The organism is Escherichia sp. E2748, assembly GCF_005781125.1.
Lineage (GTDB): Bacteria > Pseudomonadota > Gammaproteobacteria > Enterobacterales > Enterobacteriaceae > Escherichia.
The window spans coordinates 25,989-43,128 of sequence record NZ_VATP01000019.1; the positions used below are offsets into that span (position 1 = coordinate 25,989).

Consider the following 17,140-nt stretch of genomic DNA (forward strand, 5'->3'; position numbering starts at 1 on the left):
CACTGTTCTCCTTACGCCGCAATGGCGTTCATGATCGCCGGAACGGAAAGCTCTGCCAGCGGGATCTCCGCCACCTGTTTGCGATCGCGCATGATAATCACCCGATCGGCATAGCCCACCAGTTCTTCCAGTTCGGAGGAGATCACCAGCAGCGCCAGACCGTCAGCGCACAGCGTTTCTATCAGGCGAATGATCTCGGCATGGGCGCCAACGTCAATGCCACGCGTTGGCTCATCGAGGATCAGAAATTGCGGACGAGTCAGCAGCCAGCGTGAGAGCAACACTTTTTGCTGATTGCCACCGGAGAGAAATTCAATCGGTTGTTCGCTGGAAGGAGTACGAATGCCCAGCTGACGGATAAAGCGTTCGGCAATCTCTTGCTGTTCTTTACGGGAAATCGGCCGTAGCCAGCCGCGCTGGGCCTGGAGAGCGAGGATGATATTTTCCCGCACCGAGGCGGCGGCGATGATGCCATCGGTTTTCCTGTCTTCCGGGCAAAAGCCGATGCCCAGTACCGAAGCCTGATGTGGCGATCGCAGGGTTTGCTGTTTGCCTTTGATCAGCGCCGTGCCGCTATCGGCTGGTTTGATGCCGAAGATCACTTCAGCGGTTTCGGTACGTCCTGATCCCAGCAAGCCTGCCAGACCGACGATCTCGCCGGGGCGTACTTCCAGATCAAACGGCGCGATCGTTCCTTTCTTGCCGTAATCTTTAAACGCTGCAACAGGATTGTCACTAAGCAATGTTCTTCCGGCACGCTGTAGCGCATGAGTATCCAGCTCACGCCCCAGCATCATTTTCACCAGTTCGATCTGCGGTAGCTCGCGGGTTTCCCGACAACCAACAAAGCTGCCGTTGCGTAAGACGGTGATCCGATCGCTGACCTGATAGACCTGATCGAGAAAGTGAGTGACAAAGATCAGGCTGACGCCGCGATCGCGCAACTGGCGCATCAGGCCAAATAATAACTCCACTTCCTGAGTGTCGAGGCTGGCGGTGGGTTCATCGAGGATCAGCACTTTGGCGGAGAGATCGATGGCCCGGCAGATGGCGACGATTTGCTGCATCGCAACTGAAAAGCGGTTGAGCGGTTCCCGCACGTCGAGGGAAAAACCGTAAGATGCCATCAGTTCGGTGGCGCGCTTTTCCATCTCTTTACGTCGTAGCAGGCCGAAACGCTTAGGTTCGCGGCCTATGAATAGATTATCAGCGACCGACATATTGGGTAGCAGGTTAACTTCCTGATAGACAGTGCCGATGCCGAGCTGCTGTGCGTGGGCGGTGTTTTTCGGTGAAATAACCTGACCTTCCAGCCAGATGGTGCCGCGATCGGCATGGTAAACGCCGGTAAGTGCTTTGATTAACGTTGATTTACCGGCTCCGTTTTCACCGAGTAGCGCCATGATTTCACCACGGCGCAGGCTGAAATCAACGTTATCTAACGCTTTGACGCCAGGGAAAAATTTGCTTAATCCTTCGGTGCGGAGGATTTCCTGGTGTTGGTCGGTCGTCATGGTTTCCCCCGAAGTAAAGCGTGCTCCCGCCAGGCCTGATAAGACGCGCCAGCGTCGCATCAGGCACCAGTGCATAAACGCCGGATGCGGCGTAAATGCCTTATCCGGCCTACACAGTGCATCGAACTCGTAGGCATGATAAGACGCGCCAGCGTCGCATCAGGCACCAGTGCATAAACGCCGGATGCGGCGTAAACGCCTTATCCGGCCTACACAGCGCATCGAGCTCGTAGGCATGATAAGACGCGCCAGCGTCGCATCAGGCACCAGTGCACAACTGCCGGATACGGCGTAAACGCCTTATCCGGCCTACGAGTCGGTATCAGGCATTAATGCCTGATACGTCTCAATACCCCATGTTTTTCTTCTTCTCTAACTCTTCTTTTGCGGTATCAGGCAGGTAAAGGGTGGACTTGGTCAGCGTCAGCTTTTCAGGCATGGTGCCGTCTTTTTTATATTTCTCCAGCGCGTCAAAGGCGGGTCCCGCCATGTTTGGCGTCAGTTCAACGCTGGCGTTCGCTTCGCCATCAATCATCGCTTTGTAGATGTCCGGCACGCCGTCGATAGAGCCTGTCAGGATATCTTTGCCCGGTTTCAGGCCCGCTTCTTTAATTGCCTGAATTGCGCCAATCACCATGTCGTCGTTATGGGCGTAAACCATGCAGATGTTTTTGCCGTTGTTTTCCGCTTTGATAAAGCTCTCCATCACTTCTTTACCTTTACTACGGGTGAAGTCACCGGACTGCGAGCGGATGATTTTAATATTTGGCGCATTCTTAATGGCTTCGGCAAAGCCTTTCTTACGGTCAATGGCGACGCTGGCCCCAACGGTGCCCTGTAACTCAACCACGTTACACGGTTTGCCATTGACCTCTTTAACCAGCCAGTCACCAATCAGCTTGCCTTCGAGGATGTTGTCGGCGGTGACGGTGGTCATATAGAGAGATTTGTCTTTCACGTCGATGGAACGGTCAAGCAAAAAGACCGGAATTTCGGCTTCCTTTGCTTCTTTCAAAACAGGTTCCCAACCCGTTGCAACCACCGGGGCGATAAAGATGGCATCTACCCCTTGCGCGACAAAGGAACGCACTGCTTTAATCTGGTTTTCCTGCTTTTGCTGACCATCGGCAATTTTCAGTGTGATACCGCGTTTTTCGGCCTCACTTTTCGCCACATTAGTTTCTGCTGCGCGCCAGCCGGATTCGGATCCAACCTGCGAAAATCCTACGGTTAACGGAGCGGCCAACGCCATAGACGACATGGCTGCCGAGACTGCAGAGACTACAAGTAAGCGTTTCCACATAGGGTTGTCCTCGTCGGGGTGATTATTATTGGTGAAAAGATGTTCGCGAAAAAACTATAGACAATTGGTTCTGTAACAGATTGCGTTACATCACACTTCAAAAAAGTAAATACATCGTTAATCACAAGTTTGTAATCGCTTTCATATCACTATGAAAAATGCGGCTACGGTTATGGATTTTCCAGCTCTGCGAACCGTCTTAAAACTGGCGAAAAAGGAAAATGAGGGCGAAAACAAGCGAAGACATTCGGCGCGAGTTGGCTATAATACTCGGCACTTGTTTGCCACATATTTTAAAGGAAACAGACATGAGCTTACTCAACGTCCCTGCGGGTAAAGATCTGCCGGAAGACATCTACGTTGTTATCGAAATCCCGGCTAACGCTGATCCGATCAAATACGAAATCGACAAAGAGAGCGGCGCACTGTTCGTTGACCGCTTCATGTCCACCGCGATGTTCTATCCGTGCAACTACGGCTATATCAACCACACTCTGTCTCTGGACGGTGACCCGGTTGACGTTCTGGTCCCGACTCCGTACCCGCTGCAGCCGGGTTCTGTGATCCGTTGCCGTCCGGTTGGCGTTCTGAAAATGACCGACGAAGCTGGTGAAGATGCGAAACTGGTTGCTGTTCCGCACAGCAAACTGAGCAAAGAATACGATCACATCAAAGACGTTAACGATCTGCCGGAGCTGCTGAAAGCTCAGATCGCTCACTTCTTCGAGCACTACAAAGACCTCGAAAAAGGCAAGTGGGTGAAAGTTGAAGGTTGGGAAAACGCTGAAGCCGCTAAAGCTGAAATCGTTGCTTCCTTCGAGCGCGCAAAGAATAAATAAGTTCTTAGATACTCTAAATAATTCAACTTGCAGGACAAAACGCCAGCGGCGTTTTGAACAACGCTTGCGTTGGCCCTGAAAGGGCGAGGCCTAAGGCCGAGTAACGCGACAAGTGAGTGAATCCCCTGGAGCTTACAGAAGTAAGTGACTGGGGTGAATGAACGCAGTCGCAGCACATGCAACTTGAAGTATGACGAGTATAGCGCAATAACCCTGAACGCCGGGCTTCGGTTAGTAAGGGTTTTTTATGCCCGCAATTTATAAACTATCTACTCCACTATTATTATTTTCAGCAGTTGAAAGGCTTGAACGGTAAGAACAAGCTAAACTCGACCACCATTTTGCTGTTCATAGCCACTTGCTGGAAGTTAGCCGACCTCACTCATACTCACCGTTCAAAGCGTGCCCCCGTTTTACCCCTGCACATTTGTGAACGCCAGCAGAGTTTTTTATGCGATTGCAGATATGGAAAGCGGCTCGGAGAGAAAAGCAAAAGATGTGAAAGTTACAAAAAAATCGCGAGATACATCGCAAAAAACAACGCCACCCGAAGGTGGCGTGTTTATATTATGACTGATCCCTGTCTAACCAGTCACCGCTTTCAATCAGCGTTAATCCATCGACGGGTCGTTGATAAACGTACATCCATGCACTCCCGTACGGCGTCTGAATCAACTGGCGCGCGTATTCACCGCCCCTGGTGCGCAAGGCATCAAGTTCGGCCAGCGTGGCGTTGTCAATACGATACACTTCACCATGTACCGTTCCGTTTCCCGGAACTGCGCCTGGATAGTGGCCCAGGCTATACAACTGGTAGTTATCGATACTGAAATCGCCCAGCAACTGGGCATTTGTCATCCAGTGGCTGTTGCCTTGTTTGTGACGTAAACTGCCGTAGACAAATATTCGCATAGCTAAAACTCGAACTGATAGAGCAAATCCAGTGCCTGATCTACACCAGACACGGCTTCCAGATATAGCTTCGGCATCAGGCGATAACGTAACGTGAGTGTTGCTATAGAGTCAAATATCCCCACGCCGTATTTCACTTGTAAGCCTGGTAATACATAGCCGCTGACCACCACCTGGGAAGAATCACCTACCCCCTCGGTGTCGAGCGCTAAATTACTTACACCAAATGTCTCGCCGATTTTACCCACAATCTGACCACTTTGCGCAACCCCCAGACCAATCAGCATCGAAGTCATCGCCGCGCTGTCGCTCTGATCGCTCTCCAGCCCTTGTCCACGCAATAAGTAAGACAATGCAGCCTGTTGTGACATCGCCGGGTCAGAGAAGATCTCCGCTTTCGGCTCATCCGCCAGCCCGGTGACACGAACACCAGCGATTACGTCATCTTCTGTAGCATCCGGGTTACGAATGGCTTCGATATTGAGATACGGTTGATCCGGTGGACCAGAGAACAGCAGCTCGCCTTTGCGCACAATCAGATCCTGGCCATATGCATGGAAGCGCCCTTCAGGGATGTTAATTTGCCCGTTCAGGCCCAGACCTTGTTTGTCCTGTACGACGTTGAGATCGCCCGTCAGCCGCGCCTTCAGGCCAAAGGCATCAATGCGCACGTTATTGCCGACGTGGACAATCAGGTTGCTGTTGATCGGAATTGACGCGGTTTTCGTCTCCTCCGGTTGCAGGTTATCGTTGAGCATCACCACATCGCTTGAGACACCCACCGCACTTTCCGGCAGATCGTGCACCACAATGCGCGCCCACGGTACATCCACGCGACCATCGAGGGTAAACAGGCTTGGTGTCGCTTCGAATACGATGTCAGGCGACACATCCATTCGCACCATCGGTGGTACGGTGATCCGTACCTTACTGCCTTTCGCCGTTACCCGCGCCCGCCAGTTTTCAATCTGGCTCCAGTCAGCATCACCGTTCAGGTAGATGTCACCCTGCTGAGTCCTCACGGTCCCCGCAAGCGTCGAGCGCATACCGTTAAAATTGACCGCAAGCTGGCTCGGCTGCATATCAAATGGCATAAAGTTGCCGTCGATATCCACGCCTGTGACCTGTAGCTGACCAAACAGCTGCGGGCTTTGCACATCACCGCCCAGACGTAGGTTGGCGCTCACCATCCCCGCTGCTTTTTCACCACGCGTAAAGATGGGGTTCACCATTGCGAGGTTAAAATTGCGGATGTTGACGTTGCCACCAAGATTCCGGCGGCCTTGTGGATCGGTCACCTGCACCTGACCATCAAACTGGCCGTTATTGGTCAGACGGATGGTCCAGCCCAGCTCAGCGCGATTATTCCGCAGCTCTGCCGATAGGTTCAGCGTCTGAAACGCCACCGGTAGCTCCGCATCGTTGACGGTTTGCGTCACCTGCACGTTACGCCCCGAAAGAGTGATACTACCCTGTGGCAGCCCCTCTTTGGTGGTGTCCCAGGCAACGTCCGCTTTACCCGTGAAGATACCGCTTGCCTGAGTAGTTTCCGGCATAAACGGTTTCAGCATTGCCAGGTCGAAGCGGTTGAGATTCACAACCGCACGCCCTTCAGCCCCGGCATCAATGGTTTGCGGCACGCACAGTTCCGCATTCGGGTTAAGCCAGCAGTGTGGCCCAATGCTGATTTTTTGCTCCTGATTGCGATAGTCCAGCGCGATATCACGCGTTAGCGACCACGGTCCGACCGGCGTCTGGAAGCGCGTATTGCTAAGTGTTCCCTTCCAGCGTTCTTCTTTGCGATCAAAGCTACCTGCCAGATTAAGCTGCCCGGAAACCGGTTCGCCCTGAATCCTCAGTTGTAACTCGTGCTGCTTTTCGCTGCCTTTCGCATTCAGAGTAACAAGGTTGATATTCACATCCGGCTGCGAGATTTGCTCAACGCGCACGTCGAGTTTACCCGCAATCTGATCGGTGGATTTGATGTCGCCTTCCACGCGAACCTGCGACACAGAAAGTTCCTGCCAGCGCAAGCCGCGCGCGGTGATATCCGCCAGCAACTGCGGCGCTTCCACCGTACCGCGAACTTTCACCAGCCCTTTCGCTGTACCGCCAAGTCCTGGCAGCGCGTTATCCAGCCCCGGCGCATTGATGGTGGCGTCAAGATTGAGATCTTTTACCCCCAGCTCGCCTTTCACTTCGGCACTGTTTGGCCCCAGTTCCAGATGCAGACCTGGGATCATCCACTGCATATAACTGTTGCCTTTCAGCGTTCCCTCAACGTTCACTTTGTTATGTTTGACGTTGCCGGTCAGCTTCAACTCCGGCACGTCCATCTGCCAGGTGCCGCCGTACAGGCTACCGCGCGTTTTGATCAAACCATTGAGTTTCGATGGCCAGTCCGGGAACTCTTTCGCCGTATTAATGCCGTTGAACGTCAATTCGCCGCGCCAACTAATGGCCAGCTGCCAGTCGAGCAGCGCCTTCAGCTCGGTTTTTCCTTCCAGCGCCGCAACGGTGAGTTTATCGAGATTGACCTGCTGTTCATTCCCTTTCGCATCAAGGGTAATGGTCGCTGGCGGGATCTCCTGCCCTTTCACCGCCGTACGCATAGACAGCGTGTAATCGGTCATTTTGCCGGTGAGTTTCAGTTTCAGGTCATCCGCCTGATATTGCTTCTCACCAGTGAACGGCCAGTAAAGTTGTTTGCTGTTCACTTCCACGTTGAGCGGTAATCCAGCTTCCGCCAGCCGCGTCTGGGCGCGCAAATCCATATCCACCGGGCCGGAAAGGTTAACGCCTATCTCCAGCTGTTCGCGCAGCGCGCCGCCCACTTTTAGCTTCACCTTTTCACCTTTCAACGGCTCCACATTCAAAGTGCTGTTGAGGGTGATATCTACTGGCCAGTTGTTGGACAATTGTGCCGTACCGCTGGCATTGACAATCCCCTGGTTAGAGTCAATATCCAGCGCATCCAGTTTGGTATTGCCGTCGATGCTGCTCACTTTCAGCAGCATGGTGCTCACGGTGATATCCGTGTCGCCTGTCACGCGCAGTTGCTCGCCTTTAAACTCTTCAATGTTCAGGTTAAGCGGCAAATGCACGTCGGTCATTTCCGGTAATACCGGGCGAGAAAAGAGATCTTTCAGCGTTTCGCCGAGCGGCTTTTCCTCCGGCTGCGGATTTTCAATCTTCGGCTCGACCACTTCTTCCTGCGCCACGTCCGCCACTTTCGGCAAGGCAATCAGCAAGCCTTTCAGCGACGTCGGTTTCAGGGTCAGGGTTTTCTCCTGCCAGTTCAGGCCGGAGGTGAAGTCCATCACCGACACCGTAGTGTCATCAATCTTGATGTTGACGTTATCCAGCGCCACGCGTGTCAGTGTGATGGGATACGGCGTGGAGAGATCCAGCGGTCCACTATCTTCCTCTTCTTCAACCTGCTCAGAAGGAGGCATTTTTTTGCTGTCGATGTTGACCTGAATATCTTTCAGCGCCAGATCGTTAACACAAACGCTGCTGTTCCACAGACAATCCAGCCCAACGGCCAGGTGCAGATTGCCCGCTTTTACCGCCACGCCTGGCTGCTCATAACGAACGTCAGACAGGGTAAGGTCGCGCCAGCCGCCAGTGACCTTGCCGATGTCCAGCCCAGGCACCCAGCGGTCCGCCGCTTTAAATACCAGATGCAGGCCGCTAGTGGTGCCAACCAGAAATGCCACCGAGCCCAGCAGTAGTAAGATGACGATAACCGCGCCGAGGCTGATTTTTTTCCATAAACTCATAATTCTGGCCCCAGACCGATGTAAAACTGTAACCCGTGCTCGTCTTTATCCGCGACCGGTACGGCGAAATCGAGCTTGATCGGCCCGACCGGCGATTCCCAGCGAACGCCAACCCCGGTGCCGGTTTTGAAGTCGCTGCGGCGAATATCACTCACCGCTTCACCGCTATCGACAAACACCGCGCCCCACCATTTTCCGGTCACGTTGTACTGGTACTCCAGTGATCCGGTAATTAGCTTTGATGCCCCTTTCAGGTCACCATTGTCATATTTCGGCGCAATAGATTTGTATTTATAGCCGCGAATACTGCGGTCGCCCCCGGCGAAGAAACGCAGATCCGGCGGTACTTTGTCGAAGTCACCGGTTTCAATCCAGCCCAACGTGCCGCGCGTAACAAAGCGATGGCGATCGTACAGTGTGCGGATCCAGACGTTCTGTGCCTGGAAAACGGAGAAATCGACATCCGATCCCCAGGCTGTGTTGGAATAGTCGATAGAGTAGCGTTGCGAGTCGCCCCAGGTCGGCATCAGGCCGCCGCGTGATCGCGTCCGGCTAATCATCACCCCTGGATAAAACAGCATTGTGGTGTTAGTAATTTCACCCTGAGTAAAGTGGTCGAGACTCCAGCGTAGGTTAATTGCGCGCTGCCAGCCGCTGGAAAGATCCCAGTAGCGGGAAGCGACCAGGGTAGTGGAATCGGATTCGGTGTCATTCAGGTCAGTACGCTTAAAACCGCCCTGCACCAAATAATATTGTTCCAACGGATTCTTCAGCAGCGGCATTTTATAGCTGAAGTCGAGGGTCTGTTCCGGCGCGGAAATGCTGGTACTGGTAGTCAGACTGTGACCGTATGAGTTCATCCACGGCTTTTTCCACGTCGCTTTCACGCGTGGTCCCACGTCCGTAGAGTAACCGCCCCCGGTTTCGATGGTGTTTTCTGTTCGCGGCGAAACCACGCCCGTCAACGGTAATACTTTCGTTTCGCGCGCTTTATCAAATTGCGGTGCCACTACCACCGAATTAAACCAGCCAGTCGCGGAAAGGCGACGGTTCAGTTCCGCCAGATCTTTTGACTCGTATTCATCGCCTTCTTTGAACGGTACCAGGTTTTGCAGGTACTCGTCGCGAATTTGCGAACCTTCAAAAGTGACATGCCCAAAGCGGTAACGTTCGCCACTGTTGTAATCAATATCCCAGTACGCTTTATGCAGGCCAAGCGCTATGCCTAACTGAGCTTTGGTAAATTCGCTATCGAAATAGCCTTTACGCAGCGCAATACTGGTTAAGGACTTTTTGAAATTTTCATAATCGCCCTGGTTTAGCACCGTACCTATAGCCGGGCGAGTATCCAGCAACTTCAAATAGTCTTTATCGGTTCGCGCACCACCGCGCAAGACAACATCGGTGCCGCCAATCAATACGGGTACACCCGGTGTAACTTTAGCAACCAGCACCTGCCGTCCTTTCTTTGGCGGTGGCTGGAGATCAAATTCAATTGTTGGCTGGTAATAGCCCAGTGCTTTTAGACCTTCCCGAATGGCATCATCAACACGTGCGCGAAAGCGCCGGTCTGGCGTCACTTCATCACTTTGAATCGTAGAAAGCTGTGCACGAACGTTTTTTTCCAGCTGTCCCGATAACCCTTCCACCTGTAGACGGACATTCGCGGCGATGGCAGAACCACTAAAGCAGAGTAAGCTTACACAGCATAACTGTCGGATATAGCGCACATTTTCTCCTGAATATCCTTTATTCCTGCCCCTGGAACTCCGTTAAACGGCTTAACAATAATCCAGCAATATGGATTAAAAAGCAGACTAAACCCAAAATATTACTTATGTTTTACTTTAGACCCATTCACGGGGGTTATTGTGTGCAAATACGTCCCTTGTTACAACCTAAACCCCTATGACCGACTTTCGGGAGAACGACACCATGAGTTTATTTGATAAAAAGCATCTGGTTTCCCCCACCGATGCCCTTCCTGGACGGAATACCCCGATACCCGTAGCTACGCTGCATGCGGTCAACGGTCACTCAATGACAAATGTGCCTGACGGAATGGAGATCGCCATTTTTGCGATGGGCTGTTTCTGGGGCGTTGAACGCCTTTTCTGGCAACTTCCCGGTGTTTACAGTACTGCCGCAGGCTACACTGGCGGTTACACGCCAAACCCGACTTATCGGGAAGTGTGTTCCGGTGAGACCGGCCACGCCGAAGCGGTGCGAGTGGTTTACGATCCGTCGGTAATCAGCTATGAACAACTGTTGCAGGTTTTCTGGGAAAACCACGATCCTGCACAAGGGATGCGTCAAGGTAATGATCACGGCACGCAGTACCGTTCCGCGATTTACCCGCTGACACCAGAACAGGATGCCGCCGCCCGCGCCAGTCTGGAACGTTTTCAGGCCGCAATGCTCACCGCCGATGACGATCGCCAGATAACCACCGAGATTGCTAACGCCACACCGTTCTATTATGCCGAAGATGACCACCAACAGTATCTACATAAAAACCCTTATGGCTATTGCGGAATTGGTGGAATAGGCGTTTGTCTGCCGCCTGAAGTGTAGTATTAAAAGGTGGCCCCAAAGTGAAATGAGACAAAAATTTAACCCTCTGGCGACTTTACAGTACCTTACGCTATACTAGCCTCTGAAAATGCCGGTTCACTCTCTTCGAATCGGCTTTCAATGTGTATTTCACACAAATTAATCAACTTCCCCTTCCGAGGATCTGACCTGAACGGTTAGATAAGATATGTTAAACAGTATTTTAGTCATACTCTGCTTGATCGCCGTAAGTGCGTTCTTCTCGATGTCCGAGATCTCGCTTGCCGCCTCACGCAAAATCAAACTTAAACTGCTGGCTGATGAAGGCAATATAAATGCCCAACGCGTTATGAATATGCAGGAAAATCCCGGCATGTTCTTTACCGTGGTACAAATCGGTCTGAACGCAGTGGCGATTCTCGGCGGTATCGTCGGTGATGCAGCGTTCTCCCCGGCTTTTAACAGCCTGTTCTCCCGCTATATGTCGGCAGAGCTCTCTGAGCAACTGAGCTTTATTCTCTCTTTCTCGTTAGTGACTGGCATGTTTATCCTGTTTGCGGATTTAACCCCGAAACGCATCGGTATGATTGCGCCAGAAGCTGTGGCTTTGCGTATCATCAACCCGATGCGCTTCTGCCTGTACGTCTGCACCCCGCTGGTGTGGTTCTTCAACGGCCTGGCGAACATGATCTTCCGTATCTTTAAACTGCCGATGGTGCGCAAGGATGACATCACTTCCGATGATATTTACGCGGTAGTAGAAGCGGGGGCGCTGGCGGGAGTATTACGTAAACAAGAGCATGAACTGATTGAAAACGTGTTCGAGCTTGAATCCCGTACTGTCCCGTCGTCTATGACTCCGCGTGAGAACGTCATCTGGTTCGATCTCCACGAAGACGAGCAAAGTCTGAAGAATAAAGTGGCGGAACATCCGCACTCAAAATTCCTCGTCTGTACTGAAGATATCGACCACATCATCGGCTATGTGGATTCGAAAGATCTGCTTAACCGCGTGCTGGCCAATCAAAGCCTGGCGCTGAACAGTGGCGTACAAATTCGCAACACGCTGATCGTGCCAGACACGCTGACCCTTTCTGAGGCGCTGGAAAGTTTTAAAACTGCGGGCGAAGACTTTGCTGTAATCATGAATGAATACGCGCTGGTTGTGGGGATAATCACCCTCAACGACGTGATGACCACACTGATGGGCGATCTGGTTGGTCAGGGTCTGGAAGAGCAGATTGTGGCGCGTGATGAGAACTCATGGCTAATCGATGGTGGAACACCGATTGATGACGTGATGCGTGTACTGGATATTGACGAGTTCCCGCAGTCAGGCAATTACGAAACCATTGGCGGCTTTATGATGTTTATGCTGCGTAAGATCCCCAAACGCACTGATTCGGTGAAATTCGCCGGCTACAAATTTGAAGTGGTGGATATCGATAACTACCGCATCGACCAGCTGCTGGTAACGCGGATCGACAGCAAAGCCACCGTCCTTTCGCCAAAACTGACTGACGCTAAAGATAAAGACAAAGATAAAGAAGAAAACGTCGCATAACCTCAGAAACATCAACGGCTCCTGAATCAGGAGCCGTCTTATTACTGCATAGCACTTTGGTTAAGCCATCTCTGTTTGCAGACGCATAACCTGACGGTTTACTTCGGACATCACTGATAAATGCAGTTTATCCTTCACTTTTGGGATAAGAATTTTACCCTTATCAAATTCAAAAGCGCCAACATCCTTGATGTATAACCGTCCACGAAACAGGATCTTCACGTACTTCGCCACTTGCAGTGGGTTGTACCGTTGGAAAATTTTCATTGTTGTCTCCTGCTGAGTATTACGCCTTTGCGGTACCACAATCGGTCCAACTATTATGAGGCGCAAATTTTAATGCCTAATGACTATAGACTACTGCGGTAATGTTTCCAGCCTGTATGAGTTTTTTTACCGTGACGTTACAATTATTCAGAATTATCTTTTCGCCTAATCAGAATCTTTAGTATAAGCATTCATTTTTCATATGATTTGTGCGCTTGTCCGCAAACTGGCATCACACTTGCGGGATTTTCAATAAATAGCACATATGATTAAAAGTCAGACCCAAGTGGTCGGATCACCTGCATATCATAAGAAGGAAACACCATGACTCTACGCAAGATTCTGGCCCTCACCTGCCTGCTGCTGCCGATGATGGCCTCTGCACATCAGTTCGAAACCGGCCAGCGAGTACCGCCGATTGGCATTACCGATCGTGGCGAGTTGGTGCTTGATAAAGATCAGTTTAGCTACAAAACCTGGAACAGCGCGCAGTTAGCGGGAAAAGTGCGAGTGCTACAACATATAGCTGGTCGTACGTCAGCCAAAGAGAAAAACGCGACGCTGATAGAAGCGATTAAATCGGCGAAGTTGCCGCACGATCGCTACCAGACCACCACCATTGTCAACACAGATGACGCAATTCCGGGTTCCGGCATGTTTGTGCGCAGCAGTCTGGAAAGTAATAAAAAGCTTTATCCGTGGTCGCAGTTTATTGTCGATAGCAACGGCGTCGCGCGCGGCGCCTGGCAGTTGGATGAAGAGAGTTCTGCCATTGCCGTGCTCGATAAAGACGGCCGTGTGCAATGGGCGAAGGACGGAGCGCTCACCCAGGAAGAGGTGCAGCAAGTGATGGACTTGCTGCATAAGTTGCTCAATAAATAGAAACTCTGAATCCTGGGTTCAGGAACGATTCACGCGGGGTATAATCCAGCGGTTTACCCTGCCAATCGTGAACGTGCGCTCCGGCTGCGGCAGCAACAGCGTGGCCGGCGGCGGTGTCCCAAATATTGGTTGGTCCGAAACGTGGGTAGAGCTGCGCCTGCCCTTCCGCCACCAGACAGAATTTCAGCGAAGAGCCAATGGACGTCGTCTGATGTTCGCCAAGCTGTTGCAGATACTCTTTCAGCTCTGCATCCGCATGGGATCGGCTAATGACCACCAGCGGCGGCCGCGCATCGCGTACCTGAATCTGCTTGCGCACGCCGCACTCTTCTTTCCAGGCTTTGCCTTCTGCCGCACTGTACATTACGTTCATTACTGGCGCATACACCACACCTAAAATCGGTTTTCCGTGGTCGATGAGCGCAATATTAACGGTGAATTCGCCGTTACGTTTAATAAACTCTTTAGTGCCATCCAGCGGGTCCACCAGCCAGTAACGCTGCCAGTGCTGACGGACTTCCCAGCCGGGAGGATCTTCTTCAGACAGAACCGGAATATCCGGCGTCAGCGTACGTAAACCGTCCATGATTACGGTATGCGCGGCAATGTCCGCCGCTGTCACCGGTGAGTTATCCGCTTTGCTGACGACGTCCATCGGTTTCGTCCCGTCGTAGACCTGCATAATGGCATCGCCCGCAATCCGTGCGAGTTGACATACTTGTTCTAACATTCTCCACCTCTTTTGTTTCAGTGGTGTTAACTCGTTGTTTTACTTATACCCTATCGTTAAAGAATCCGCCAACTGTGATGGCGTCATCGTTTCCTGATTTATTATTTATGGCATCCTTCAACGCTCTGTATGAAAGACGTTTCATCTACTCATTCATAAAAGGATGCCCAGATGGTTAAGTTTAGTGCAACGCTCCTTGCTACGCTGATTGCCGCCAGTGTGAATGCGGCAACAGTCGATCTCCGCATAATGGAAACCTCTGATTTGCATAGCAATATGATGGATTTCGATTATTACAAAGACTCCGCCACAGAAAAATTCGGACTGGTTCGTACTGCGAGTCTGATTAATGGCGCGCGTAATGAAGTGAAAAACAGCGTGCTGGTCGATAACGGCGATTTGATTCAGGGGAGTCCGCTGGCAGATTACATGTCGGCGAAAGGATTAAAAGCAGGTGATGTTCATCCGGTTTATAAGGCGCTGAATACGCTGGATTATACGGTCGGCACACTCGGCAATCATGAATTTAACTACGGTCTGGATTACCTGAAAAATGCGCTGGCAGGGGCGAAATTCCCTTATATAAACGCCAACGTCATTGACGCTAAGACCAAACAGCCGATGTTTACGCCGTATTTAATTAAAGACACCGAAGTGGTCGATAAAGACGGGAAAAAACAGACGCTGAAAATTGGCTACATTGGCGTCGTGCCACCGCAGATTATGAGCTGGGATAAAGCCAATTTATCCGGCAAAGTCACCGTTAACGATATTACTGAAACAGTGCGCAAGTACGTACCAGAAATGCGCGAGAAAGGGGCCGATGTTGTTGTCGTCCTGGCGCATTCTGGTTTGTCTGCCGATCCGTATAAAGTGATGGCGGAAAACTCAGTTTATTATCTCAGTGAAATTCCGGGCGTTGACGCCATTATGTTTGGCCATGCTCACGCCGTCTTCCCGAGTAAAGATTTTGCCGATATTAAAGGCGCGGATATTGCCAAAGGTACGCTGAACGGCGTTCCGGCGGTAATGCCTGGCATGTGGGGCGATCATCTGGGCGTGGTTGATCTGCAACTCAATAATGACAGCGGGAAATGGCAGGTGACGCAGGCCAAAGCCGAAGCACGGCCTATTTACGATATCACCAATAAAAAATCTCTCGCGGCGGAAGACAGTCAACTGGTCGATACGCTAAAGGTCGATCACGACGCCACACGCCAGTTTGTCAGCAAACCGATCGGTAAATCTGCCGACAATATGTATAGCTATCTGGCGCTGGTGCAGGATGATCCGACCGTGCAGGTGGTGAACAACGCGCAAAAAGCGTATGTCGAACATTACATTCAGGGCGATCCTGACCTGGCAAAACTGCCGGTGCTCTCTGCTGCCGCGCCGTTTAAAGTCGGTGGGCGTAAGAACGACCCTGCCAGTTATGTCGAAGTGGAAAAAGGCCAGTTGACCTTCCGTAATGCCGCCGATCTTTATCTCTATCCCAATACGCTTATCGTGGTGAAAGCCAGCGGTAAAGAGGTGAAAGAGTGGCTGGAGTGCTCCGCCGGGCAGTTTAACCAGATTGATCCTAACAGCACTCAACCACAGTCGTTGATCAACTGGGAGGGTTTCCGCACCTATAACTTTGATGTGATTGATGGCGTGAATTATCAGATTGATGTTACCCAGCCCGCCCGCTATGACGGTGAATGTCAGGTGGTTAATGCCAATGCAGAGCGGATTAAGAACCTGACTTTTAACGGTAAACCCATTGATCCGAACGCCATGTTCCTCGTTGCCACCAATAACTATCGCGCTTACGGCGGCAAATTTGCCGGAACAGGTGATAGCCATATTGCCTTTGCTTCACCGGATGAGAACCGCTCGGTGCTGGCAGCGTGGATTGCTGATGAGTCGAAACGTGCGGGGGAAATTCACCCGGCGGCAGATAACAACTGGCGTCTAGCGCCGATTGCTGGCGATAAGAAACTGGATATCCGTTTCGAAACTTCCCCGTCAGATAAAGCCGCAGCATTTATTAAAGAGAAAGGGCAGTATCCGATGAATAAAGTCGCGACCGATGATATCGGCTTTGCGATTTATCAGGTGGATTTGAGTAAGTAAAACACTTCATTTTCGGCCTACAAATCATCAACCGCATCCGGCATTTATTGGCGGATGCGATGCTGGCGCATCTTATCCGCCCTACAAGCTATGAACCGTAGGCCGGATAAGCGCAGCGCATCCGGCTCTTCCTGGCGGATGCGATGCTGACGCACCTTATCCGCCTTACAAGCTATGAACCGTAGGCCGTAGAAGCGCAGCGCATCCGGCTGTTATGCCGCACGTTCATCCCGCACCGCCAACACCTCGGGCAAATTCAACTCAATCCAGTCCGCCAGTGCAGCAACCTTTTCGCTCACCTGCTCGCCCAGCGGCGTGAGGCTATATTCCACATGCGGCGGCACCACCGGATACGCGATACGGTTAAGAAAACCATCCTGCTCTAACGCCTGTAACGACTGCGCAAGCATCTTTTCACTCACCCCGCCGATTTTGCGCCGCAGGTCGCTAAAGCGATGAGTACCTTCGCGTAGCGCCACCAGAATCAATACCCCCCAACGGCTGGTGACGTGTTTCAACACCTCGCGCGAAGGGCACTGTTCAGCAAAGAGATTTCCCTCTTTCAGTTGTTGCGACAGGCTAACCTGACTCATCTCATACTTACCTTTTTGTACGTACTTACTAAAAGTAAGTTTAGGTGTTAGCGTATTTAAACACAAGACAAACAGATGGAGACTTC

The 17,140-nt window shown here is 51.6% G+C and carries 13 protein-coding genes; 5 read left to right on the forward strand and 8 right to left on the reverse strand.

What is annotated here, in order from left to right:
• Positions 1 to 11: 11 nt before the first annotated feature.
• Together ytfR and ytfQ are read right to left on the reverse strand one after the other, a co-directional pair.
• Positions 12 to 1,514: a galactofuranose ABC transporter, ATP-binding protein YtfR gene (gene ytfR / locus FEK42_RS15115; RefSeq protein ID WP_130206059.1), complete on the reverse strand. Its 1,503-nt coding sequence runs from the start codon at positions 1,512 to 1,514 to the stop codon at positions 12 to 14.
• A gap of 346 nt (positions 1,515 to 1,860) precedes the next feature.
• Positions 1,861 to 2,817, reverse strand: coding sequence for a galactofuranose ABC transporter substrate-binding protein YtfQ (gene ytfQ, locus FEK42_RS15120; protein WP_064525873.1), 957 nt, complete (start codon positions 2,815 to 2,817; stop codon positions 1,861 to 1,863).
• Positions 2,818 to 3,125: 308 nt separating this feature from the next.
• Here ytfQ and ppa point away from each other — a divergent pair, with 308 nt between their 5' ends.
• Positions 3,126 to 3,656, forward strand: a complete 531-nt coding sequence (gene ppa, locus FEK42_RS15125; protein WP_000055075.1) for an inorganic diphosphatase — start codon at positions 3,126 to 3,128, stop codon at positions 3,654 to 3,656.
• Between the two features lie 567 nt (positions 3,657 to 4,223).
• On the opposite strand, the gene FEK42_RS15130 is transcribed toward ppa, so the two are convergent.
• The 3 genes from FEK42_RS15130 to tamA are packed head-to-tail and all read right to left on the reverse strand — an operon-like array spanning position 4,224 to position 10,080.
• A complete protein-coding gene (locus FEK42_RS15130; RefSeq protein WP_130206055.1) occupies positions 4,224 to 4,568 on the reverse strand; it encodes a gamma-glutamylcyclotransferase in 345 nt (114 codons plus the stop codon).
• Between the two features lie 2 nt (positions 4,569 to 4,570).
• Positions 4,571 to 8,350 (reverse strand): autotransporter assembly complex protein TamB, encoded by a 3,780-nt coding sequence (gene tamB / locus FEK42_RS15135; RefSeq protein WP_138211881.1) that lies wholly within the window; start codon positions 8,348 to 8,350, stop codon positions 4,571 to 4,573.
• On the reverse strand, positions 8,347 to 10,080 hold the full coding sequence (gene tamA, locus FEK42_RS15140) for an autotransporter assembly complex protein TamA (protein ID WP_135493301.1): 1,734 nt from the start codon (positions 10,078 to 10,080) through the stop codon (positions 8,347 to 8,349). Before tamA ends, tamB begins: the two co-directional genes overlap by 4 nt.
• 205 nt (positions 10,081 to 10,285) lie before the next feature.
• Between tamA and msrA the strand changes: the two genes are divergently transcribed.
• Both msrA and FEK42_RS15150 read left to right on the forward strand, forming a co-directional pair.
• Positions 10,286 to 10,924, forward strand: a complete 639-nt coding sequence (msrA, locus tag FEK42_RS15145; RefSeq protein ID WP_135493300.1) for a peptide-methionine (S)-S-oxide reductase MsrA — start codon at positions 10,286 to 10,288, stop codon at positions 10,922 to 10,924.
• Between the two features lie 187 nt (positions 10,925 to 11,111).
• Positions 11,112 to 12,467, forward strand: a complete 1,356-nt coding sequence (locus FEK42_RS15150) for a hemolysin family protein (RefSeq protein ID WP_130206047.1) — start codon at positions 11,112 to 11,114, stop codon at positions 12,465 to 12,467.
• A 60-nt stretch (positions 12,468 to 12,527) separates the two neighbouring features.
• Here FEK42_RS15150 and FEK42_RS15155 read toward each other — a convergent pair whose 3' ends face one another.
• The gene (locus FEK42_RS15155) at positions 12,528 to 12,734 is read right to left on the reverse strand and encodes a DUF1107 domain-containing protein (RefSeq protein WP_000689228.1); all 207 of its coding nucleotides are present in this window, start codon (positions 12,732 to 12,734) and stop codon (positions 12,528 to 12,530) included.
• A gap of 324 nt (positions 12,735 to 13,058) precedes the next feature.
• On the opposite strand from FEK42_RS15155, the gene FEK42_RS15160 reads away from it, so the two are divergent.
• Positions 13,059 to 13,616 (forward strand): YtfJ family protein, encoded by a 558-nt coding sequence (locus tag FEK42_RS15160; RefSeq protein ID WP_064525852.1) that lies wholly within the window; start codon positions 13,059 to 13,061, stop codon positions 13,614 to 13,616.
• On the opposite strand, the gene cysQ is transcribed toward FEK42_RS15160, so the two are convergent.
• Positions 13,606 to 14,346: a 3'(2'),5'-bisphosphate nucleotidase CysQ gene (gene cysQ, locus FEK42_RS15165; RefSeq protein WP_130206045.1), complete on the reverse strand. Its 741-nt coding sequence runs from the start codon at positions 14,344 to 14,346 to the stop codon at positions 13,606 to 13,608. The two genes, FEK42_RS15160 and cysQ, sit on opposite strands and share 11 nt — an antisense overlap.
• 171 nt (positions 14,347 to 14,517) lie before the next feature.
• On the opposite strand from cysQ, the gene cpdB reads away from it, so the two are divergent.
• Positions 14,518 to 16,461, forward strand: a complete 1,944-nt coding sequence (gene cpdB / locus FEK42_RS15170) for a 2',3'-cyclic-nucleotide 2'-phosphodiesterase (RefSeq protein WP_135493299.1) — start codon at positions 14,518 to 14,520, stop codon at positions 16,459 to 16,461.
• A gap of 212 nt (positions 16,462 to 16,673) precedes the next feature.
• On the opposite strand, the gene FEK42_RS15175 is transcribed toward cpdB, so the two are convergent.
• Positions 16,674 to 17,054, reverse strand: coding sequence for a helix-turn-helix domain-containing protein (locus FEK42_RS15175; RefSeq protein WP_000084622.1), 381 nt, complete (start codon positions 17,052 to 17,054; stop codon positions 16,674 to 16,676).
• Between the last annotated feature and the right edge of the window lie 86 nt (positions 17,055 to 17,140).